The organism is Micromonospora sp. NPDC005367, from assembly GCF_040606825.1.
Classification (GTDB): Bacteria; Actinomycetota; Actinomycetes; order Mycobacteriales; family Micromonosporaceae; genus Micromonospora.
The window spans coordinates 1-20,786 of record NZ_JBEXFP010000007.1 but is presented as its reverse complement, the minus strand read 5'-3'; the positions used below and the strand labels follow the sequence as shown (position 1 = coordinate 20,786).

Genomic DNA, 20,786 nt, shown 5'->3' with positions numbered 1-20,786 from the left:
ACCCGGCGCCGCGCTAGAGGGCGGGCCGTGCCGGTCGTCCGCGCACGCCTCTCACTCCTCGATCGCCCCACCGACCTGACGCAGGTGACGCCGGAACGTGTACGCCGGATCGACCGCCCGGCGCGCCAGGTAGTCGTCGAAGGCGGTCTGCTGGCGCAGCGTCTCACCCGCCCGGATCCGCGCCGCCTGCTCCCGCTCGACCTGCCGGATCCGCTCCGCGGTGGCCAGCACCTCGTCGAGGACGTCAGCGGCCACGAAGAGCACCCCGTCGTCGTCGCCGAACACCAGGTCGTCCCGGCTCACCTCGTGCTCGCCGACGCGCGCGCCGGTCAACGCCGCCGGCTCCCGCTCGTCCACCCGCACCGGACCCGGCGGAAAGCTGCCGTAGCTGAACACCGGCAACCCGATCTCGATCAGCTCCGCCGTGTCCCGGTGCAGCCCCCACACCACGAGAGCGATCACCCCTGCCGCGGCGGCCTCCAGAACGGTCAGGTCACCGACGCACGCCTCGTCCGTCCGGCCGCGGTTGTCGACCACCAGCACGTCGCCGGTCGACGCGTGGCCGTACGCCTCCAGGAAGACATCCACGCTGCCGTAGTGCCGCGCGGGCAACACCCGGCCGGCGACCCGCCGGCCGGCGAGCACCGGGCGGACCCCGGGCGGCGCGGCCCGCAGCGGCACCCCCAGGCGTACGCACGCGTCCGCCAGCAACGCAGTGGACAGGTCGAGGAAACGCTCCAGCATGACGTCCTCCAGACGGCCGACGGGACGCCATCGTAGGGAGAGCGGTGGGCACCGGAACGAGGTCCAATCCCGAGCGTGCGGCTCGCTCCGGCCGGACCCGACGCCCCGGAACCGCCGGTCGGATCTCCGGGGTGGCACCCGTCGCGGTTCCTGCCGCCTCGTGACGAATGGCAGGACTGACGGCCGCGACAACGGGTACGCGCGGTTGCGCAACGTGGGGCTAGGTGGGGATTCGGGGGCGGTGCCAGTGGAAGCCGGTGTGGTCGTCGCCGTGGTCGTCGTGGTCGTGGTGGCGCTCGTGCTGGCGCTCAGCCTCCGGATGGTCCAGCAGTACCAGCGCGGCATCGTCTTTCGCTTCGGCCGGGTGCTGGAGCGGGTCCGGCAGCCCGGACTGCACCTGATCATCCCGATCGCCGACCGGATGGTCCGGGTCAGCATGCAGACCACCGTGATCGGCGTGCCGCCGCAGGGCGCGATCACCCGGGACAACGTCACGCTCACCGTCGACGCCGTCGTCTACTACCGGGTGGTCGACCCGGTCAAGGCGCTGGTCAACATACGTGACTATCCCGCGGCCGTGCTCCAGGTCGCGCAGACGGCGATGCGTTCGGTGATCGGCAAGGCCGACCTGGACACGCTGCTCGGCGACCGGGACCGGATCAACGCCGAGCTGAAGTCGGTCATCGACGCGCCGACGGAGAAGCCGTGGGGGCTGCTCATCGAACGGGTCGAGGTCAAGGACGTCTCGTTGCCGGAAGGCATGAAGCGCTCGATGTCCCGGCAGGCGGAGGCGGAGCGGGAGCGGCGCGCCCGGGTGATCGCCGCGGACGGCGAGTTCCAGGCGTCGCGGCGGCTCGCCGACGCGTCCCGGGCGATGGCGGCCACGCCCGGCGCATACCAGCTGCGGCTGTTGCAGACGGTGGTGGACGTCGCGGCCGAGAAGAACAGCACCCTCGTGATGCCGTTTCCCGTCGAGTTGCTGCGCTTCTTCGACAAGTTCACCGCGTCGCGGGGCGGGCCGGCCTCCGCCACGCCACCGCTCGGCCCACCGCCCGAGCGAGCGGACCTCGGGCCGGTCACCGAGAACGTGGCCGGCGCGGCCGAGGAGGACGGCCACGGCCGGCGGTCCTGACCGTGGCAGCGGTGGACGTGGTCGGGACGTGGCCGGGTCCGCGTCGGCCACTTCGGGCGCGCGCCGGCGGGAGTGCTCGCCGCCGGGCCGGAAGCTTCGTGTTTAACGCCCGGCGCCCGCCGGGTAGGTCGGGACCCAACGTCTCGACCTACCCGCGTGGAGGACCTCGGATGAGAGACGACGTCGGCGACGCGGTGGGCGACGCGCTCCGCTCGGTGATGCTGTTCGTGCCCAAGGCGGTCGCCTTCGTGGCGATCCTGGTGGTCGGCTGGTTCGCCGCCAAGGCCGCCCTGAAGATGGTGAACCGGATCCTGGACCGGGTCGGCTTCGACCGTGCCGTCGAGCGTGGTGGTCTGCGCCGCGCCCTGAGCCGTGCCCGCTACGACGCGAGCGGCATCGTCGCGAAACTCGTTCAGTACGGGCTGCTGCTGGTCACCCTCCAGTTGGCCTTCGGCATCTGGGGACCGAACCCGGTCTCGGACCTGATCGCCGAGGTGATCGCCTGGCTGCCGCGTGCCTTCGTGGCCATCGTCATCGTGGTGGTAGCCGCCGCGATCGCCAACGCCGTCAAGGACATCGTCGGCGGCGCCCTCGGTGGTCTCTCGTACGGCCGGGCGCTGGGCACCATCGCGTACGTCTTCGTCCTCGGCCTGGGCGTCGTCGCGGCGCTCAACCAGATCGGCGTGGCCACCACGGTCACCACCCCGGTGCTCATCGCCGTGCTGGCGACCGTCGGCGGGATCCTGGTCGTGGGCGTCGGTGGCGGCCTGGTCCGGCCGATGCAGAGCCGCTGGGAGACCTGGCTGACCCGTGCGGAGCAGGAATCGCACTCGATCGCCGCGCACGCGCGCGCCTACCGGGCCGACCGACACGACGCCGCGGCGCAGGAGCGGCGACGCGACGACGCAACAGCCGCGCCGGCGACCCCGGTCGCCGACCCGGACGCCACCCAGGTCACCCGCCCCGCCGACCCGGAGGAGACGCAGGTGGTCACCCGGCCGGCGGATCCGGACGCCACGCAGGTGGTCACCCGGCCGGACGACCCGGACGCCACGCAGGCCACCCCGTCCGGCATGCCGATTCCCGCCCAGCGGACCGCGGACGACAGCGAGGCCACCGTGGTCATTCCGCCCATGGAGCCACGGCCGGACCACCGCTGAGCACCCGGGTGGGTGGGTGGGACACGGTCCCGCTCCACCCGCCCGAACCGGACGGTGCCGCCAGTTCGCCTTCCGCGCCGCCGGCCCGTACGCCACGAACGCCGGCCTCGCCACGTAGCATCGCGGCCATGACCTGGCGACATTGATGTACCGCTGACGGCCGCAGCCGTGGGCCGCCGCGGACGCCGTACCTCAGGCGTCCGCTCTGCTCCCACGGGAAGGCCTCATGACCGTCACCGCCACGCGCGTGCCCGACCACGCGGTCCGCCGTCTGACGGCGACCCTCTACGGGTACGCGTTCCTCACCGATCTGGTTCTGCTCTACCCGCTGTACGTGCTGCTCTTCGCCGACACCGGGCTGTCGGTCGGCAAGATCTCCTCGCTCCTCGTCATCTGGTCGACCAGCGCCATCCTGCTGGAGGTGCCCTCGGGGGCCTGGGCCGATGCCGTCTCCCGTCGGCTGCTGCTCTGCCTCGCCCCGCTGGTCACCGCCGGCGGTTACGCCCTCTGGGTGCTGCTGCCCTCGTACCCGGCGTTCGCGGTCGGTTTCCTGCTCTGGGGGGCCGGCGCGGCGCTCAGCTCCGGCGCGCTGGAGGCGCTGGTCTTCACCGAGCTGGACCGGTGTGGCGCGGCCGGCCGGTACGCCCGGATCACCGGCCGCGCCAAGACCGCCGGGGTGCTCGGCGCGCTCGCCTCGAGCCTGCTGGCCGGTCCGGTGCTGCTCGTCGGCGGATACCCGGCGGTCGGCGCGGCCAGCGTCCTCGCTTGCCTGCTCGCCGCGGCCGTCGCCACCCGATTCCCCGAGCACCGCGGCCGCGCCCACCGGGACGACGCGCAGCCGGTCCGGACCGGGAGGGACGACCGGATCCCGGCCGATCCGCACGACGACCCCGGGTGGGTGGCGAGCCTGCGCGCCGGGCTGGCCGAGGCCCGCGCGGTCCCCCCGGTACGGGGCGCGCTGCTACTGGTGGCTGTGGTGGCCGCGGTGTGGGGCGCGCTCGACGAGTACCTCCCGCTGCTGGCCCGGGACACCGGCGTGGCCGTCTCGGCGGTGCCCTTCCTGCTCCTGCTGATCTGGGTCGGGATGACCGTCGGTGGGCTGCTCGCGCCGGCCGGGGAGCGGCTCACCGAACGCGGGTACGCGGCCCTGCTGGGCGTCGCCGCGCTGGCACTGGCCGGCGGCGCGCTGACCACCCATCCGGCCGGGTTCGTCCTGCTCGCGGTCGCGTTCGGCGCGTTCCAACTCGCCACCGTGCTGGCCGACGCCCGTCTGCAGGCCCGGATCTCCGGCCCGAGCCGGGCCACCGTCACCTCGCTCGCCGGCATGGCCACCGACGTCACGATCATCGCCGTCTACGCCGGTTACGGTCTCGTCGCCACGGCAGCCGGCAACACGGTCGCGTTCGCGGTGGCCGCGTTGCCCTTCCTGGCGTTGGCGCTGCTGTCGGGCGTGGCCGGCCGCCCGGGAAGCCGGTTCGGTGGGGCGGCCGCCGATCGAGCCACCCCGCCGGAGCGGAGCGTGCCGTGACCGGGGCGGGCGTCGAACCGGGACCGGTGTGGCGCGCCGGCCGGCACCGGGACCGCGCGTCAGCCCACCTGGTGCACGAACGACCACTGGTGGCCGTCGAGGTCACGGAAGCCGCGCATGTAGCGCCCGCCGACGTCCTGACCCGGACCGAGGGTGTTGCCGCCGGCCGCGACGGCCCGATCGACCAGCTCGTCGACCTGCTCCCGGCTCTCGGCGGCGAGCCCGACGATCACCTCCCGGGTCGCCTCGGTATCGGTGATCCCCACCTGGGTGTACTCGGCGAAGGCGGAGTCGATGTGCAGGATCAGCTGGGTCGTGTCGGTGAGGTTCAGCATGAGGCTGGTGCGGTCGGGGGAGGGCTGGGCGCCGGTGAAACCGATCGAACGGAAGAACTCGGCGGCGCTGGCCAGGTCGCGTACCGGCAGGTTGATGAAGGTCGTGATGGTCACCGGGCACCTCCGTCCGCCTCGACGAGCTGCTGGCGCGCGGCCGGCCGGTCGCGCCGACAACCGAGTTGGCCGCGGGACGCGGGAACGCCGCGCTCAGCCTACCGGGGCAGGGGGCGGCGTTGGCGCGGAACGGCTGGTCATTCCTGCTCCGCGTCGAGGTAGACCCAGCGGCCGTCCGAGCGTACGAAGCGGCTGCGCTCGGACTGCATCCCGGTGTGTCCGCCGGTGCGGTGGTAAGCGCGGAACTCGACCGCGCCGGTGCTGTCGAGCAGGCCACCCCGCTCGGTGTCGACGATCTCCAGCCGGAGCCAGCGCCGGCCCGGGTCGAGATCGAGCCGGGACGGCCGGGTGCGCTCGTGCCAGCTGTGCAGGAGGTAGCCGGTGTCACCGACGGCGAAGGCGCTGAACCGGGAGCGCATCAGCGCCTCGGCGGTCGGCGCCTCGGCCTCGCCCCGGTGCAGCGGGCCGCAGCACTGTGGGTACGACCGGCCGGACCCGCAGGGGCAGGAGAGCTCTCGGTCGTCCGCCGCTCGCCGTCGGGTCCCACGCTTTGCCATCCGACCATCCTGCCCTACCCGGTACCGGCACCGGTCAGGGCGTTGCCGGTGCACGCGCGCCCCGATCTCGGCACAGCGGCGGTGCGGGGCAGCCGACGCTCAGCCCAGGTCGACCGGCAGCGGCACCGGGCGCTTGGCTGCCCGGCCCTCGCCCGATGAACCGCCGCGCAGGTGCCGGGCCAACCAGGGCAGCAGGTGCCGGCGCGTCCAGGCCAGCTCGGCGCGGATCACCTCCTGCCGCGTGCGGCGCCGGGCGGCGGCCAGCGGCCGAGACCACGAGTCGTCGCTGCCCGGCAACCCCGCGGTGTGCGCCAGCGCAGCCGCGATCCGCTCGTGGCCGGCGCTGTTGGCGTGCAGCCGGTCGTCGCTCCACAGCCGGGGGTCGGAGGCGACCGGGTATGCGCCGAGGTCCAGCAGGCTGGCCCCGGTCGACGCCGTGGCCTTCCTCAGCGCCTCGTTCAGGGCACTCACCCGGCCACGCAGCGGCCGGGCGGCCGGCATCACCGGCGCCGGGTCGGGCAGGGTGAAGGTGAGTACCGTGGCGCCCTGCTCGACCAGCGCCTGCTGCATGGCGCCGACGTCCTCGGCGACCCGGTCGACGTCGAACGACGGGCGGAGAACGTCGTTCATCCCGGCCACCACGGTCGCCAGGTCGGGGGCGAGTTCGAGCGCCACCGGCAGCTGCTCGGCCCGGATCCGCGCCGTGGTCCGCCCCCGGATCGCCAGGTTGGCGTACTCCAACCCGCCCTGCGAACGGGCCACCGCGAGGGCGAAGCGGTCGGCCCAGCCCCGATAGCCGCCCGAGCCGTCCGGGTCGTCCAGGCCTTCGGTCGTGCTGTCGCCGATCGCGACGTACCGGTGCCACATCACACCGGCGAGGGTAGCGGCGGCGACGTACGGCGGCACGCCGGCCGTACCCGCCGTTCTGGTGGTCCGCGTTGCCGGCGTCTCCTAGGCTCGCGCGCATGGCCCAACCTCCCGCGGTTCCGCTGGCCCCCGGCCTGTGGCGCATTCCCACGGCCGGTCGTGCGCTGGTCAACTCGTACGCGCTGGTCGACGACGACGGCAGCGTCACGCTCGTCGACTGCGGGTTGAAGCGGGCGCCGGCCCGGATCGTGCGGGGCCTGGCGGCGATCGGTAAGACGCCCGCCGACGTCACCCGGATCGTGCTCACCCACGCGCACCCGGACCACGCCGGCGGCGCGGCCGAGCTGGCCCGCCGTACCGGTGCTCCGGTCGTGCTGCACGCCGCCGACGTCGAGTACGCCCAGACGGGCCAGGCGCCGCCGCGGGATCGCACGGTCACCGGCGGCCGCCTCTTCTCCCGGATCGGCGGGGGTGGTTTCCCGGCCGTCGACGTGGCCGAGCCCCTCGCCGACGGTGACGTGCTGCCGGTCGGCGGCGGCCTGCGCGTCGTACACACCCCGGGGCACTCCCCGGGACACGTCTCGCTGCTGCACGAGCCCACCCGGGTGCTGATCACCGGCGACGCGTTGTTCAACGTGGTCGGCATCCGCTGGCCGATCAAGGTGCTGTGCGCCGATTTCCGGATGACGCAGGAGACCGCGCACGTCCTCGCCGAACTGGAGTACGACGTGGCGGCGTTCACCCACGGCGCGGAACTCACCGACAACGCCCGCGAGCGGGTCCGCGACTTCCTGCGGCGGCGCTGAGGCCCGCCGCGTCCCCGGTGTCGATCACCTCGGACCGGTCGCTGATCCACCGCGCACCTCCGCATCGCCGGACGCCGGCGTACCCCAGGGGAGGGCGGATCGGGAAGTTCGGCGGCTCGGCGTCAGCCGGTCCGGCTCGCGAACACGATGATGTTGTCGACGTACTCGCCGGCCTGCTCGTCGAATCGGCCGCCGCAGGTGAGCAGGCGCAGCCCGGCGGAGCCGGCCGGGCCGTAGACCAGGTCGCTGGGGAAGGCGTCTTTCGGGTACGTGTCGACCCGGTCGACGGTGAAGGTGGCCACGCGCGTGTCGGCTCGGCTGACCCGGACGGTGTCACCGGGGCGTAGCCGACCGAGGTGGAAGAACACGGCGGGGCCGGTGGGGGAGTCGACGTGCCCGACGAGCACCGCGTTGCCGGTCTCGCCGGGGCTGACTCCGTGGCGGTACCAGCCGGCCAGGCCGGGCCGGTCCAGGGGTGGCACCTCCAGCACGCCGGTGGCGTCCACACCGACCGGGATGATCTCGGCTCGTACGCCGATCGAGGGGATCCGTATCAGCGTGGGCGCGGCGTGCGGCAGCGGTGGCAGGGCGCGTGGGGGACGGCTGGCGGCCGGCACGGCCGGTGCGGCCGGCGCGGCGACGTCCGGCGCCGGGGGGCGGGGCGGCGGGGCGGTCAGCCCGGCGGTGACCAGTCCGACGCCGGTGACGCCGAGCAGGGACACGACGGCGACAGTGGACAGGGTGGACAGGCCGGGCCGGCCGCGACGCTCACGCGCTCGGATCGGCGTGGTGGATGCGACGGTCGTTCCGGGCGTGCCTCGACGCCACACGTGCTCACCTCCGTACCCGGAAGAACCGGGGGCCCGCACCGACTCGTCGCCGGCGCGGGCCCCCGCAACAGGGATGGTTCGCCAGTTCAGGCCAGAGTGGATGCGGAACGCCGGCGGCGCAGCAGCAGAACGGCGCCGGTCACGGCCGCGCCGAGCAGCGTGCCGCCGGCGGCGAGCGCGCCGGTGCCGTCGCCGCGCCCGCCGGAGCCGGCCGGCGCGCCACCGATCGGAGTGACGGTGAACTGCGTGCTGCTCTGCACGGTGCCGTCGCCGCAGGTGGCAGTCACCGTGTAGGTGCCGAGGGTGAACCCGGCGGTGAACAGTTCGGCGCTCAGACCGCCGCCCGGCGCGACGGTGGTCGAACGGACGTTCTCGTCGCGGTTGGGGCCGGTGACGCGGAAGAGCGCGTCACCCGAATTCGGATCGCAGGTCGTCGCGGTGAGGACGACGGTGCCACCCACCGGTGTGGTGGCCGGTGAGACGACGGTCTCCGCGAGCGCGGCGCCCGGCAGCAGCAGCACGCCGAGACCTACGCCGACGGCCGCCGACTGGATGACTCTCTTCGGTTTCATACGCGTCTTCCCTCACTCTTCGTCCGCTGAGCACGTGGCGGGACGCCGTTCGGGTGGCCAACTCCGCGACTAGCACCGGTGTGCCCAACACTAGGGCGGTTGGCCCCCCGATCCGGTGAAAATGAGAAATCTTCGTTGCCGTCACGTGTCCACCCCGGAACGGAGGGAGCTGCGGAAACGTCGGGCGCGCCCGGCTGGGACCCGGTCGTTCCGCGTGGGCCGAAGGCGAGGTCTCGCCGCCGGCCGCGGTGGGCCCGAGTGGCCCGACGCGCGGCCGGACCCGGGTCACCGCAGGGTCGGCTGCGCTCAGCCGGCAGTGGCCGGCTCCGGCAGTGGCCGGCCCGTCTCCAGCAGGGTCTTGAGCCCGGCCAGCAGTTCCGGCCAGCCGCCGCTGCCGTCGAGTTGGCCGCTGATCGCCCGGTGCATCTCGCTGCCGGGCGAGAAGTCGTCGTGGACCACCGTCAGGCGGACCGCGGCGCCGTGTGGCTCGATCTCGAAGGTGACCTTCGAGCGGCGCTCGGCCAGCCGGGCCGCGAGTTCCTCCTCGGACCAGCCGAAGTGCGCGGCGTGCTCCGGCTGGAAGCCGTGCCAGCTGTACGACAGCCGCCGGTACGGCTCGGCCACCAGCACCCGCTGGCCAAGGTCGCGGAACTCCTCGCCCGGCGCGTCCTGCAACAGCACCGGTGAGCCGACCCGCCAGTCGGACTCCAGCGCCAGGCCACCCCAGTAGCGGCGGGTGAAGGCGGGTTCGGTGAGTGCGGCCCAGAGCCGCTCGGGGGTGGTGTCGATGTAGGTGGTGTAGACGAACGTCGGACCCTCCACGGGCGCACCCTCCAATGCTGCGCGCAGGTCGGCGAGCGCCTCGGCCCGCTGACGGTCGTAACGACTGATCCACCGGTCGGCGATCGCGTTGATCGGTGCGGCGTTGAGGTGGTGCAGCTTCTCCCGCCCCCGGCGCGCCGTGGTGACCAGGTCGGCGGCCTCCAGCACCGCCAGGTGCTTGCTCACCGACTGCCGCGTCATGTCCAGGCCCGCGCAGAGGTCGCGCAGGGTCTGCCCGTTGCGGGCGTTGAGGCTGTCGAGCAACCGCCGGCGGCTCGCGTCGGCGAGTGCCCGGAACACCGCGTCCACCACACCCCCCGACAGGCAGTCAACCGGTTGCACGTCAGATTAGGCAACCGTACGGCTGCATGTCAACGCGTGGCCGAGTCCGCTGCCGGGACCGCCGGAACGTGACGTCCCGGCGAGGCTGCCTCGCGCCGCCGGTCGCCGCGCCCGCCACCGAGGCGATGTGGCAGCGTGGTCGGATGCACTCCGCACCGGTCGACGTGGACCTCGCCCTGCTCGGGGGCGGTGGTGCGGCCTCGCTCCTGCTCGCCGCCCTGGACCGGCACGGCGTGCGGGGCCTACGGGTGGCCGTCATCGACCCGGTGCACCGGCGCGGCCAGGACCGGACGTGGGCGTTCTGGGACCGGCCGGGCGGCGACCTCGACCCGCTGCTGAGCGCGAGCTGGCAGCAGGTCGAGGTGGTCACACCCGCCGCGCGCCGGGTGCTCGACCTCGCCCCGCTGCGGTACGCGATGCTCCGCTCCGCCGCCGTCTACGAGCGGGCCGCCGCCGCGGAGCGCCGCCTCGGCGTGACCCGGATGCTCGCCGCCGTCGACACCGTGCACGACGACGGCGAACGGGTGCTGGTCCGCACCGCCGGCGACGCGCCGACCGTACGCGCCGGTTGGGTGCTCGACTCCCGCCCGCGCCCGCCCGCGCGCCCCGGCCGCACGACCTGGCTCCAGCACTTCCGCGGCTGGTGGTTGGCGGCGGAGCGCCCGCTCTTCGATCCCGGCCGGGCGGTGCTGATGGATTTCCGCACCCCGCAGCCCGCCCGGGGCGTCTCCTTCGGCTACCTGCTGCCGGTCAGCGACCGGCATGCCCTCGTCGAGTACACCGAGTTCTCACCCACCCTGCTCACCGCCGCCGGGTACGACGCGGCGCTGGCCGGATACCGGGACCTGCTCGGCCTCGACCCGGCCCGATCGACGGTGCGGGAGGTGGAGAACGGGGTGATCCCGATGACCGACGCTCCGTTCGACGCGCACCCGTCACCCCGGGTCGTCCGCCTCGGCACCGCCGGAGGCGCCACCCGACCATCGACCGGGTTCACCTTCTCCGCGATGCGCCGCCAGGCGGAGCAGGTGGCCCGCGCCCTCGCCGAGGGCCGAGCGCCGGTGCCGTCGCCCGCGTACCCCCGCCGGCACCGCTGGATGGACGCGGTCGCGCTGCGCGCCCTGGACCGGGGGACGGTCGGCGGCCCGGAGTTCTTCGCCCGGCTCTTCGAGCGCAATCCGCCCGAGCGGGTGCTGCGGTTCCTCGACGGCACCACCACCCCAGCGGAGGAACTGGCCGTGATGAGCTCCACCCGGCTCCGGCCGATGGTGACCGCCACCGTGGGGGACGTCGCCCACCGGCTGCGCGACCGGCTCCGACCGCCCCGGCCCGTCCTGCCCGTGCCACCCCCGGTACGCGAGAGCACGATCCGACCCGAGCTCTGAACACGGCGGTGGGGACGCGGGCCGGCTCGGCCGCCGCTATCCTCGGCCACATGCCCCTCGATGATCTTCCCCGCGCCGAGTTCGCATTCCCCGGTCCACTGCGGGACCGGTTGGTGGCGGCGATCCTCGCCGGGGCCAAGACCTCGACCACCGCCCTGCTCCTCGGCTACGAGCGTGAGGGTGAGCCGCTGCCCCGCGCCGGCCAACGGTCAGCGGTGGTCGACTCGACGGAGCAGCCGGTCGCGGTGATCGAGCTGACCGACGTCCGGGTGGTCCGGCTCGCGGACGTGGACCTGCAACACGCACTAGACGAAGGCGAGGGCGACGAGTCGGTGGCGCAGTGGCGGACCGGCCACGAGGAGTTCTGGCACAGCCCGCAGACACGCGCCGAACTCGGCGACCCGGATTTCACCGTCGACGACGACACCCTCGTGGTGACCAAACGGTTCCGGCTGGTGAGCCTCGTCGACCCCGCCACCGGCGCCGAGACACCCGTCAACCTCTGACGCCCCTACGCCGGGCGCGGGCCGCGGCAGGCGGTAGGTTGCCGGCATGGTGGAAACCGGCGGAGTGGTGCAGATCTGGACCGACGGCGCGTGCAGCGGTAACCCGGGACCGGGCGGCTGGGGCGCGGTGCTGCGCTACGGCGAGCGCGAGCGGGAACTCTGTGGCGGCGAGGCGACCCCCACCACCAACAACCGGATGGAGCTGATGGCCGCCATCCAGGCGTTGGAGAGCCTGACCCGGCCGGTCACCGTCGAACTGCACACCGACAGCACGTACGTGCGTAACGGGATCACCAGCTGGCTCGCCTCCTGGAAGCGCAACGGTTGGAAGACCGCGGCGAAACAGCCGGTCAAGAACGCCGACCTGTGGCAGCGGCTGGAGGCGGCCTGCGCCCGGCACCAGGTCACCTGGCTGTGGGTGAAAGGGCACAACGGCCACCCGGAAAACGAGCGCGCCGACGCGTTGGCCAACCGGGGCATGACCGAGGCCCGCGCGGCAGTGCCGGCCAGGTGAGCCGGGACTCCGCAGCGAACTCAGGAGCGGGCTGACGCGCCGAACGGCGACAGCGGAATGTCGGCGTCGGCCAGGTCGACGGCCGGTCAGCGGGTCGCGTCCGGGTGCCCGGGCATGCTCGATCCACCGCCGCTGCTGCCGGAGGCGCCGCCGGCCACGCCCGAATTGTCGTCCTCGGTGACCAGGTCGGGCCGTACGTCGGTGTCTTCCGGGGCCGGGACCTCGGTGTCCGCCTCGACCTGGACCAGTCGGGCCTGACCGGCCTCGTCCTCGGCGTGCTCCGGATCGACCGGCTGCTCACCCTGCCGCGTTCTGAAGCCCACGGTCGCCTCCCGTCGGTGCCATCTCCGATCAGCCGTGGCTACCCGACGGAAAACGGGCGAAACGTCCCCGGGTCGGGCGAGACAACCCTCTCCCGGCTGATCTCAGCGGCGGCCGCGCCGTCCGGATCGCGCTGGCCGGGGCGTACGCGGCACCGGAGTGAGCGGCACCGCCGTCCAGTGCGCCGGCCGGGTCAAGCCTGCCGGTAGCCGGGTACGGACGTCACCACGGGCGCCGTCCACCTGCGACTGGTGCAGGAAGATGCTGCCCGACAGCTCGGCCCCGCGCAGGTCCGCGCCCCGTAGGTCGGCGCCGGTCAGATCGGCCAGTTGCAGGTCCACCCCGCGCAGGTCGGCGCCGATGAGCAGCGCGCCCCGCAGGTTGGCGCGGCGCAGGTCGACGCCGCGCAGGTCCGCCCCGAACAGTTGGGCGCCCCGCCGGTCAGCGCCGGGTCGCCCACCCCGGGACCGGGCGGCGTCGCCGCCGCGCGACAACAACACGTTGACGCGGTCGCGGTGCGCGCCGACGTCCAGGGCCAGCAGCTCCTGTGGGCTGCCTTCGGTGAGCCGGACGGTCTGCGCGCGGGCCTGGTCGAGTTCCTCGCGCAGCCCCGCCGGCGGGTGCAGCGCCAGCGCCTCGGTCAGGTACCACAGCAGCTCGTGCAACGGGCGCATCACCGTGAACGTGTCGAACATGACCTGCGCGGTCTCCGGTTCGGCCCGCCAGTCCCGCCCGCCGAAGGTGACCTGGGCGACCTGTTGCCCGGCGCCGAAACAGTCGAAGACGGTGCAGCCGGCAAACCCGCGCCCGCGCAGGTCGGCGTGGATACCGCAGCGGTGGTCCGAGCGCAGATTGGGGCAGGGCCGGCCGGCCGGCTTGTCGATCGCGAAGTCGGCGGACGCGGCGAAGGCCGGGACGACGCAGCAGAGGCCGAAGCAGCGCGCGCAATCGGCGTGCAGTGCGTCCCGTTCCGGCCCCGCCGGCTGGGAGTTCTCCGACACGCTGACCGCTCTCCTACCGTCTCGACAGGCTCGTCACCGGCGCTGGCCGCGCGGGCGCCCCATCATTGTCCCGCCGGCCAGGGGCTGGTGGCCGGTCGGGGTCACCGCTGCGGCCGGTGCGACGACGGCAGGGTACGTGCCCGCCGGACCGGCCGCGGTCCCCTTCGGGACCGCCGCATTCACCGATGAGTACGCCCTCGTACCTCATATCGTGACGGTGCCCGGATCAATCACGGACGGTTGGGTTCGATGGACGAGGGTGAACGCGAACACGCCCTGCTCACCGCCCTCACCACGGAACACTTCGTGCTGCAGACCTCGCGTAGCGCGACGGTCACCGAGTCGGTGGGCCGGGCGACCATCTTCCTGTCGCTGCTCTCCGCCGCGTTGATCGGACTCGGTTTCGTCTCCGGCACCGGCGCGCTGGTCCGCCCGTACCTCGGGGCGGTGCTGCCCACCTTGGTGGTCGCCGGTGTGCTCACCTTCCTGCGGCTCGTGCGGAACATGGTGGAGAACGAGGTGGATCTGGAACGGATGCAGCGCATCCGGGCCTACTACCACGAGCGGTTCGCCGCCGGGCAGGAGTTCTTCATCGACGCGGTGTCGGGCGCCGGCACCGCGCAGGCCACCTGGTCCGCCGTCGGTAGCCGGCCGGGTCGGGCCCAGTTGCTGCTCACCACGGTGTTGATGGTGGGGGCGGTGAACGCGCTGCTGTTCGGGCTCGGGGTGACGCTGCTGACCGCGCTCGCGGGGCTGCCCACCGGGCCCGCCATCGGTGTCGGCTCCGCGGTGGCACTGCTGGCCTTCGCCGCGCAGTTCGCCTATGTCGCCCGGGCGTCGACGGCGCAGAACTAAGGCCTGTCTCCCGACCCGGGGCGGCGTGGCCGGTTCCGGGCGCTGCTCGCCGCCACCGACGCCGAGGCCTCTGGGCGGTCTCCCGCCGTCACGTCGGTTCGACTCGTCGCCAGTCGTCCGAGGTGAGCGCGACGGCCTGCGGGCCCATCATCAGCATCCCGCCGTCCACCGGCCAGGACGCCCCGGTGACGTACGCGGCCGCGGGGGAGGCGAGCAGTACGACCACCGCGGCGACCTCCCGCGCGTCGCCCGGGCGGCCCACCGGCACACCCGGCCGTTCCCGGGTGACCGGGTCGACGTCCTCCTGCCCGGTCATCGGGGTGGAGATCTCGCCCGGCGCGACCGCGTTGACGGTGATCCCGTCGGCGGCCAACTCCTGCGCCATCACCTTGGTGAGCAGTCCCAACCCGCCCTTCGCCGCGCAGTACGCGGCCGAGCCGACCCGGGGCGCGTGCTCGTGCACGCTGGTGATGTTGATGATCCGGCCCCCGGCGCCGGCCGCGAGCATCCGCCGGGCGGCCCGTTGGCCGCAGAGGAACGGCCCGTCCAGGTCGACTGAGAGCACCTGCCGCCACCGTTCCCAGCCGGTGTCGACGAACGGCGCGGACGCTCCGGTGCCGGCGTTGTTGACCAGCACCCCGATGCCGCCGAGCCGGTCGGCCAGCTCGTCGACGACGCCGGCCGAGTCCGGCAGACGCGTCAGGTCCATCTCCGCGACCTCGCAGGCGCGCCCGGTGCCGCGTACCTCGGCGGCGGTTCGCCGGGCGCCGTCCGGGTCGCCGTACCAGGTGATACCGATGTCGAAACCGGCCTCGGCGAGGGCCACCGCGCAGGCCTTGCCGATGCCGGAGTCCGCGCCGGTGACGATCGCGATGCGGGGGTAGTCCTCGAAACGTGCGGGCATTGCGCCTCACTACCCAGCCGGTGCGAACGCAACCAGGCCTGGACCACCTGGTTGCCGGCGTCGGCTCGCGCCGGTGCCACGTGTAGGGCCGGCGGCCTCGGGTAGCCGCGGAGGATGCAGTTGGTGCAGGAGTCGCCGTACCGGTTCCGGATCGAACGGCAAGACCCGATGCGGGTGCCGGGCGTGGTCTTCGCGACCCGGTCGCTGCTGCCCGACTCCGCTGCGGACAAGTCACTCGAACAGGTGGCGAACGTGGCGACCCTGCCCGGCATCGTCGACGCCTCGTACGCCATGCCGGACGTGCACTGGGGTTACGGGTTCCCGATCGGCGGCGTGGCCGCCACCGACGTGGAGCACGGTGGCGTGGTGTCGCCGGGTGGCGTGGGTTTCGACATCTCCTGCGGCGTACGGCTGCTCGCCGCCGACCTCGACCGGGCGGAGCTCGGGCCACGCCTGGACGCCCTCATGGACGGACTGTCCGCGTCGACACCCCGAGGTATGGGGAAGGGGGCGGTCTGGCACCTCACCGACCGGGCGGAGCTCGACGGTGTGCTGCGCGGCGGCTCCCGGTACGCGGTCGAGCGCGGCTTCGGCGTCGAACGGGACCTGACCCGGTGCGAGGACTACGGCGCCGTCGACGACGCGAACCCGCACGAGGTCAGCGAGCGGGCGGTGGAGCGGGGCGCCCGCCAGGTCGGCAGCCTCGGCTCCGGCAACCATTTCCTCGAGGTGCAGGCGGTCGAGCAGGTGTACGACGACCGGGTGGCCGCCGCCTTCGGCCTGCGCCGCGGGCAGCTCTGCGTGATGATCCACTGCGGATCGCGGGGGCTGGGCCACCAGATCTGCACCGACTACGTCCGGGGCATGGAGAAGGTGATGGCCCGGTACGGCATCCAGGTGCCGGACCGGCAGCTGGCCTGCGCGCCGGTCTCGTCGCACGAGGGACAGGCCTACCTGGGCGCGATGGCGGCCGCGGCCAACTACGCCCGCGCCAACCGGCAGTTGCTGACGGATGCGGCCCGCAAGGTCTTCGCCCAGCAGACCGGCCGGAACCTGGACCTCGTCTACGACATCTCGCACAACCTGGCGAAGATCGAGAACCACGAGGTCGACGGGGCGCGGCGCAGCCTCTGCGTACACCGCAAGGGCGCGACCCGGGCGCTGCCGCCCGGCCACGAGGACCTTCCCACCGATCTGCGTGACGTCGGCCAGCCGGTGCTGATACCCGGTTCGATGGGCACCGGCTCGTACGTGCTGACCGGCGTTCCCGGCTCGCCGGCGTTCGCCTCCACCTGCCATGGCGCGGGCCGCGTGCAGAGCCGCAAACAGGCGGTCAAGGCCGAGCGGGGATCGGACCCGCGCCGGCAGTTGGAGGCGCAGGACATCGCCGTACGCGGCGCCTCCCGTCGCGGGTTGGCCGAGGAGATGCCGGCGGCGTACAAGGACATCACGGCCGTGATCGAGTCCGCCGAGGGCGCGGGGCTGTGCCGGAGGGTCGCGCGGCTGGTGCCGATCGGCGTGGTCAAGGGCTGAGCGCCTCGACGGTCACACGTCGAGGGTCACCGCGCAGGACCAGCGGCCGTCGTCGGGGCCGAACCGCAGCTCGTGCAGGGAGACCGCCTTCGGGACCGCGCCGATCAGCTCCACCGCGTCGGTGTCCGTCACCCGCCAGCGCACCCGCAGGCCACCGTGACCGTCGTCGGTCACCTCGGTGGTCAGCGGCAACTCGTCCGCCGTGTCCATCCGGAAGATGACCTCGTCGAGGACGTTCACCAGGAGGTCCTCGTCGTCCCCGGGTGGCGTCTGGTACTCGCGGGCGGGACCGGGCCGTGTCCCCGCGCTGTCGATGAAGGTCTCGACGAGCGCGGTGACCGCCTCGGCCACGCACTCCTCGCGGGTCGGCGCCCACGCCTCGATCCGGACGTCGGCGGTGTGCGGCACGCACCGGTGCCCGCGCTGCCCTGGCTGCCCCATGCTTCGATCATCCGCCACCCGCCGACCGCCGGCCGGTCGACCGCGCGACAGGTCCACCGGCGTGACGTATCGGGGTGTTCCATCGATCCGTTACGGTCACCGGATGCTGATCACCAAGTACACGCACTCCTGCGTGCGGCTGGAGCACGACGGCGCTGTGCTGGTCATCGACCCCGGGACGTGGAGCGAACCGCGCGCTCTGGCCGGTGCGGACGCCGTACTGGTCACCCATGAGCACACCGACCACGTCGACGTGCTCCGCCTGGCCGGCCTCGGCGTGCCGGTGTACGCCCCGGAGGGCGCCCACCTGCCCGACCTGGACCAGGTCACCCCGATCCGGGTCGGGCAGCGGTTCAACGTCGCCGGGTTCCCGGTGACCGCGGTCGGTGGCCGGCACGCGCTGATCCACGACGGGCAGCCGGACTGCGTCAACCTCGGCTACCTGGTTGGCGGCGACGTCTACCACCCGGGCGACTCGCTGCACGTGCCGGACGAGCCCGTGCGGACCCTGCTGATCCCGGGGCAGGGATCATGGCTGCGGCTGGGCGAGGCGATCGAGTTCGCGCGGGCAGTCGGCGCACGCCGGGCCTACACCATCCACGACGCACAGATCAACGAGCGGGGGCTGGCCAGCGTCACCGGATGGTTCGCCGAGACCGTCCCCGGCTACCGTCACCTCGCCCCGGGCGAGACCGCCTGACCCGGGCCGGGCCCGTCAGGCCCGGATCCCCGGGAAGCCCGCCTCCGGGCCGCTCGTCGGGTCATCGATCGGTGAGGACGAGCGAGACGCCGAGCGCGACGAACGTGCTGGCGACGGTACGGCGTAGCCAGGTGGGCAGCGACATCTTCGACGCCGTACGTACCGCGCCCGCGCGGATCGATCTGACCTGCGGGCGTACCCGACCTGGCCGCCTTCTCGCGTGCGGACTGGCTGCGTGCCGAGTGGACCGTGCTGCGCCGGCTCGCCGCGGCCGACTTCGGCTACGGCGACCCGTGCGGGGGCCTGGCGCTGCTCGGCGACGGGATCGACCGGATCGCGGTGGAGGGAGCTGGGGCGTCCGACATCGAGCGGGGGCGTCGCCACTGTCGCCGCCGCGCTGCGCCGAGCGCGTTCCTGATGAAGCCGCCGTGCACCGACGTGCAGGTAGGACGGTCGAAGCCTCCACTCACAACTCGTAATTTACGAATTAATATTGACACGCGCTCGTAACCGGATGCAGGATCCGTGGAAACACGGGCGTCACGGGCCGGCAGCCCATCGCGGGGGCGTGCCCCGAAGCCGGGCGGACGTGCGGGCGCGCCCCGGCACGGTCAGCCGTAAGGCGGAGGGAGGGCTGCGTGGTCTCGTCGTGACGTCCGGTGTCCCTGTTCCGGCACCCCCGGCAGCAAAGGAATCCAATGTGAAACGACAAGGCCTAGCGGCAGTGCTGGCCCTCGCGACCGGCCTGCTGGTCGTACCGGCACCCGCCCACGCCGCCCCGGCGCCCGGCGCCGCCCCCCAGCCGGCGTCCGAGGTGTTGAGCCCGACGCCGTACGCGGGCTGGAACACCTACTTCGGCCTCGGCGGCAACTTCTCGGAGCAGTCCGTACGCGAGGTCGCCGACGCTCTCGTCTCCCGCGGCCTGGCCGAGGCCGGCTACGACATCGTCTGGCTCGACGGTGGGTGGCAGGACCCGGAGCCGCGTACGGCCGCCGGTGACCTGCAGGCCGACCGGACCCGCTTCCCGAACGGGCTGAAGCCCCTGGTCGACTACATCCACGCCAAGGGCCTGAAGGCGGGCATCTACACCGACGCCGGGCCGTACATCCCGGGCAAGTGCGGGCTCGGTAGCGGCGGCGGCAACTACCAGCGCGACGCCGACCAGTTCGCCGCCTGGGAGTTCGACGCGGTCAAGGTGGACTTCCTCTGCGGCATCGCCGCCGACCTGGACCCGAAGACCGCCTACACCGAGTTCGCCCGGGCACTGCGCGACAACGCCAGCGGCCGGCAGATCATCTTCAACCTCTGCAACCCGGTGACCTCGCCCGACTGGGGCAACTACCCGGAGGAGCAGCAGTCGACGTACTCCTGGACGTACGCGCCGGAGATCGCGCAGTCCTGGCGCACGTACACCGACGTGGGCTTCGTCGGCGACATCAAGTTCAAGGACGTGCTGCGCAACTACGACGCGAACGCGCGGCACCCCGAGGCCGCCGGTCCGGGCCACTTCAACGACCCGGACTACCTCGCCCCCGAACTGGGGATGAGCGACGAGGAGTTCCGTTCCCAGATGTCGCTCTGGTCGATGGCCGCCGCGCCGCTGGTGATCGGAAGTGACATCCGGAAGCTCGGCCAGACCAGCGTCGACATCCTCACCGACGCCGACGCGCTGGCCATCAACCAGGACGCGGCCGTCGTCCAGGCCGTCCGCGTCGGCCCCGCCGGCACCACCGAGACGTGGGTGAAGCGCCTCGCCAACGGCGACCGGGCCGTGCTGCTGCTCAACCGCGGGGAGACCTCCAAGACCCTCACCGCGAACGCGTCCGCCGCTGGCCTGAGCGGGGACCGGTTCACGCTCAGCAACGCCTGGACCGACCAGGTCACCGAGAGCGCCGGCACCATCAGCGCGGCCGTTCCCGCCCACGGCGCGGCGCTGTTCCGCGTCGCGGAGGCGCACGGCCTGCCGGGCGTCCCGCACGTGACCGCCGGGCTTCCGCAGGTGACGCAGGTCGGCGGCGACCCGCTGCCGGAGGGCACCGCTGCGGTGCTGGCCGGCGGGGACGAGGCGAGGGTCGAGATCGCCGTACGCAACGACGGCGCGCAGCCGGTCTTCACCCCGCAGGTCGCGCTGACCACGCCGGACGGCTGGCGGGTCCAGCCGCTCAGCCGTGCGCCGAAGCTGCTGAGTCCCGGTGGCAGCGCCACGGTCACCTTCACCGTGACCCTGCCCGGCTCGGCGGCGCCCGGCGGCGCCACGCTGACCGCCACCACCTCGTACGACGTGCTCGGCCACGGCCGCCAGCAGCAGCGCACGGCGTCGACCCTGGTGGTCGCGCCGGTGCCGCCGGACGGCGAGGCCGCGCTGTCGCACCACACGTGGATCAGCGCCACCAGCGGCTGGATGAACCCGACCGTCGACCAGAGCGTCGGTGGCGGATCGCCGATCAAGATGCTCGGCCAGGTCTACCCGACCGGCATCGGGGTCGCTTCGCCGTCCACGGTCCGCTACTACGTCGGCGGCCAGTGCAGCCGGCTGGCCGCCGTCGTCGGTATCGACGACGCGGTCGACAACGTCGGCCCGGACGGTGGCACGTCCACCTTCCAGGTCGTCGGTGACGGTCGGGTGCTGTACGACAGCGGGGTGGTGACGCGGGAGGCCGTGCACCAGGTCGACGTCGACCTGACCGGCGTCCGGGTGCTCGACCTGGTGGTCGGTGACGCCGGCGACGGTGGCTACAACGACCGCGCCGACTGGGCCGGCCTGACCGCCACCTGCTGACGCGGAAACCGTCGCGCCCGGGTGACGGAGTCACCCGG

22 protein-coding genes are annotated in these 20,786 nt (G+C 73.3%); 11 read left to right on the top strand and 11 right to left on the bottom strand.

What is annotated here, in order from left to right:
* Positions 1 to 51: 51 nt before the first annotated feature.
* The gene (locus ABZS42_RS07445; RefSeq protein ID WP_355143099.1) at positions 52 to 744 is read right to left on the bottom strand and encodes an RraA family protein; all 693 of its coding nucleotides are present in this window, start codon (positions 742 to 744) and stop codon (positions 52 to 54) included.
* Positions 745 to 991: 247 nt separating this feature from the next.
* Between ABZS42_RS07445 and ABZS42_RS07440 the strand changes: the two genes are divergently transcribed.
* The 3 genes from ABZS42_RS07440 (at position 992) to ABZS42_RS07430 (ending at position 4,564) form a co-directional block, all read left to right on the top strand.
* Positions 992 to 1,876 carry an SPFH domain-containing protein gene (locus ABZS42_RS07440; protein ID WP_355143220.1) on the top strand — a complete coding sequence of 295 codons (885 nt, stop codon included), beginning with the start codon at positions 992 to 994 and terminating at the stop codon, positions 1,874 to 1,876.
* 170 nt (positions 1,877 to 2,046) lie between these two features.
* A complete protein-coding gene (locus tag ABZS42_RS07435; protein WP_355143098.1) occupies positions 2,047 to 3,036 on the top strand; it encodes a hypothetical protein in 990 nt (329 codons plus the stop codon).
* A gap of 226 nt (positions 3,037 to 3,262) precedes the next feature.
* Entirely contained in the window at positions 3,263 to 4,564 is a 1,302-nt protein-coding gene (locus tag ABZS42_RS07430; protein ID WP_355143097.1) for an MFS transporter, read from the top strand.
* A gap of 59 nt (positions 4,565 to 4,623) precedes the next feature.
* Here the strand turns inward: ABZS42_RS07430 and ABZS42_RS07425 are convergent, their stop codons facing one another.
* From ABZS42_RS07425 to ABZS42_RS07415, 3 genes are all read right to left on the bottom strand, one after another.
* Positions 4,624 to 5,013: a VOC family protein gene (locus ABZS42_RS07425; protein WP_355143096.1), complete on the bottom strand. Its 390-nt coding sequence runs from the start codon at positions 5,011 to 5,013 to the stop codon at positions 4,624 to 4,626.
* Between the two features lie 137 nt (positions 5,014 to 5,150).
* The gene (locus tag ABZS42_RS07420) at positions 5,151 to 5,570 is read right to left on the bottom strand and encodes a YchJ family protein (RefSeq protein ID WP_355143095.1); all 420 of its coding nucleotides are present in this window, start codon (positions 5,568 to 5,570) and stop codon (positions 5,151 to 5,153) included.
* 99 nt (positions 5,571 to 5,669) lie between these two features.
* Positions 5,670 to 6,437, bottom strand: coding sequence for an SGNH/GDSL hydrolase family protein (locus ABZS42_RS07415; protein ID WP_355143219.1), 768 nt, complete (start codon positions 6,435 to 6,437; stop codon positions 5,670 to 5,672).
* Positions 6,438 to 6,535: 98 nt separating this feature from the next.
* Between ABZS42_RS07415 and ABZS42_RS07410 the strand changes: the two genes are divergently transcribed.
* On the top strand, positions 6,536 to 7,243 hold the full coding sequence (locus tag ABZS42_RS07410) for an MBL fold metallo-hydrolase (protein ID WP_355143094.1): 708 nt from the start codon (positions 6,536 to 6,538) through the stop codon (positions 7,241 to 7,243).
* Between the two features lie 122 nt (positions 7,244 to 7,365).
* Here ABZS42_RS07410 and ABZS42_RS07405 read toward each other — a convergent pair whose 3' ends face one another.
* The 3 genes from ABZS42_RS07405 to ABZS42_RS07395 all read right to left on the bottom strand — a co-directional run bounded on the left by ABZS42_RS07405 (position 7,366) and on the right by ABZS42_RS07395 (position 9,809).
* Positions 7,366 to 8,073 carry a class F sortase gene (locus ABZS42_RS07405; protein ID WP_355143093.1) on the bottom strand — a complete coding sequence of 236 codons (708 nt, stop codon included), beginning with the start codon at positions 8,071 to 8,073 and terminating at the stop codon, positions 7,366 to 7,368.
* Between the two features lie 86 nt (positions 8,074 to 8,159).
* On the bottom strand, positions 8,160 to 8,645 hold the full coding sequence (locus ABZS42_RS07400; protein ID WP_355143092.1) for a hypothetical protein: 486 nt from the start codon (positions 8,643 to 8,645) through the stop codon (positions 8,160 to 8,162).
* 306 nt (positions 8,646 to 8,951) lie between these two features.
* On the bottom strand, positions 8,952 to 9,809 hold the full coding sequence (locus tag ABZS42_RS07395; protein ID WP_355143091.1) for a metalloregulator ArsR/SmtB family transcription factor: 858 nt from the start codon (positions 9,807 to 9,809) through the stop codon (positions 8,952 to 8,954).
* A 143-nt stretch (positions 9,810 to 9,952) separates the two neighbouring features.
* Here ABZS42_RS07395 and ABZS42_RS07390 point away from each other — a divergent pair, with 143 nt between their 5' ends.
* The 3 genes from ABZS42_RS07390 to rnhA are packed head-to-tail and all read left to right on the top strand — an operon-like array spanning position 9,953 to position 12,214.
* Positions 9,953 to 11,194: a lycopene cyclase family protein gene (locus tag ABZS42_RS07390; RefSeq protein WP_355143090.1), complete on the top strand. Its 1,242-nt coding sequence runs from the start codon at positions 9,953 to 9,955 to the stop codon at positions 11,192 to 11,194.
* Positions 11,195 to 11,244: 50 nt separating this feature from the next.
* On the top strand, positions 11,245 to 11,700 hold the full coding sequence (locus ABZS42_RS07385) for an ASCH domain-containing protein (protein WP_355143089.1): 456 nt from the start codon (positions 11,245 to 11,247) through the stop codon (positions 11,698 to 11,700).
* Between the two features lie 46 nt (positions 11,701 to 11,746).
* Entirely contained in the window at positions 11,747 to 12,214 is a 468-nt protein-coding gene (gene rnhA / locus ABZS42_RS07380) for a ribonuclease HI (RefSeq protein ID WP_355143088.1), read from the top strand.
* Between the two features lie 86 nt (positions 12,215 to 12,300).
* On the opposite strand, the gene ABZS42_RS07375 is transcribed toward rnhA, so the two are convergent.
* Complete coding sequence (locus ABZS42_RS07375; protein WP_355143087.1) at positions 12,301 to 12,537, bottom strand: preprotein translocase YidC; 237 nt, start codon at positions 12,535 to 12,537, stop codon at positions 12,301 to 12,303.
* 102 nt (positions 12,538 to 12,639) lie between these two features.
* Positions 12,640 to 13,536, bottom strand: a complete 897-nt coding sequence (locus ABZS42_RS07370) for a pentapeptide repeat-containing protein (RefSeq protein WP_355143086.1) — start codon at positions 13,534 to 13,536, stop codon at positions 12,640 to 12,642.
* Between the two features lie 249 nt (positions 13,537 to 13,785).
* Here ABZS42_RS07370 and ABZS42_RS07365 point away from each other — a divergent pair, with 249 nt between their 5' ends.
* Complete coding sequence (locus ABZS42_RS07365; protein ID WP_355143085.1) at positions 13,786 to 14,391, top strand: hypothetical protein; 606 nt, start codon at positions 13,786 to 13,788, stop codon at positions 14,389 to 14,391.
* An 88-nt stretch (positions 14,392 to 14,479) separates the two neighbouring features.
* Here the strand turns inward: ABZS42_RS07365 and ABZS42_RS07360 are convergent, their stop codons facing one another.
* A complete protein-coding gene (locus tag ABZS42_RS07360) occupies positions 14,480 to 15,295 on the bottom strand; it encodes an SDR family oxidoreductase (RefSeq protein WP_355143084.1) in 816 nt (271 codons plus the stop codon).
* Positions 15,296 to 15,409: 114 nt separating this feature from the next.
* Here ABZS42_RS07360 and ABZS42_RS07355 point away from each other — a divergent pair, with 114 nt between their 5' ends.
* Complete coding sequence (locus ABZS42_RS07355) at positions 15,410 to 16,828, top strand: RtcB family protein (RefSeq protein ID WP_355143083.1); 1,419 nt, start codon at positions 15,410 to 15,412, stop codon at positions 16,826 to 16,828.
* 12 nt (positions 16,829 to 16,840) lie between these two features.
* On the opposite strand, the gene ABZS42_RS07350 is transcribed toward ABZS42_RS07355, so the two are convergent.
* On the bottom strand, positions 16,841 to 17,269 hold the full coding sequence (locus tag ABZS42_RS07350) for an archease (RefSeq protein WP_355143082.1): 429 nt from the start codon (positions 17,267 to 17,269) through the stop codon (positions 16,841 to 16,843).
* Positions 17,270 to 17,372: 103 nt separating this feature from the next.
* On the opposite strand from ABZS42_RS07350, the gene ABZS42_RS07345 reads away from it, so the two are divergent.
* Both ABZS42_RS07345 and ABZS42_RS07340 read left to right on the top strand, forming a co-directional pair.
* On the top strand, positions 17,373 to 17,969 hold the full coding sequence (locus ABZS42_RS07345) for an MBL fold metallo-hydrolase (protein WP_355143081.1): 597 nt from the start codon (positions 17,373 to 17,375) through the stop codon (positions 17,967 to 17,969).
* A 700-nt stretch (positions 17,970 to 18,669) separates the two neighbouring features.
* Positions 18,670 to 20,748 (top strand): NPCBM/NEW2 domain-containing protein, encoded by a 2,079-nt coding sequence (locus ABZS42_RS07340; protein WP_355143080.1) that lies wholly within the window; start codon positions 18,670 to 18,672, stop codon positions 20,746 to 20,748.
* Positions 20,749 to 20,786: the final 38 nt, after the last annotated feature.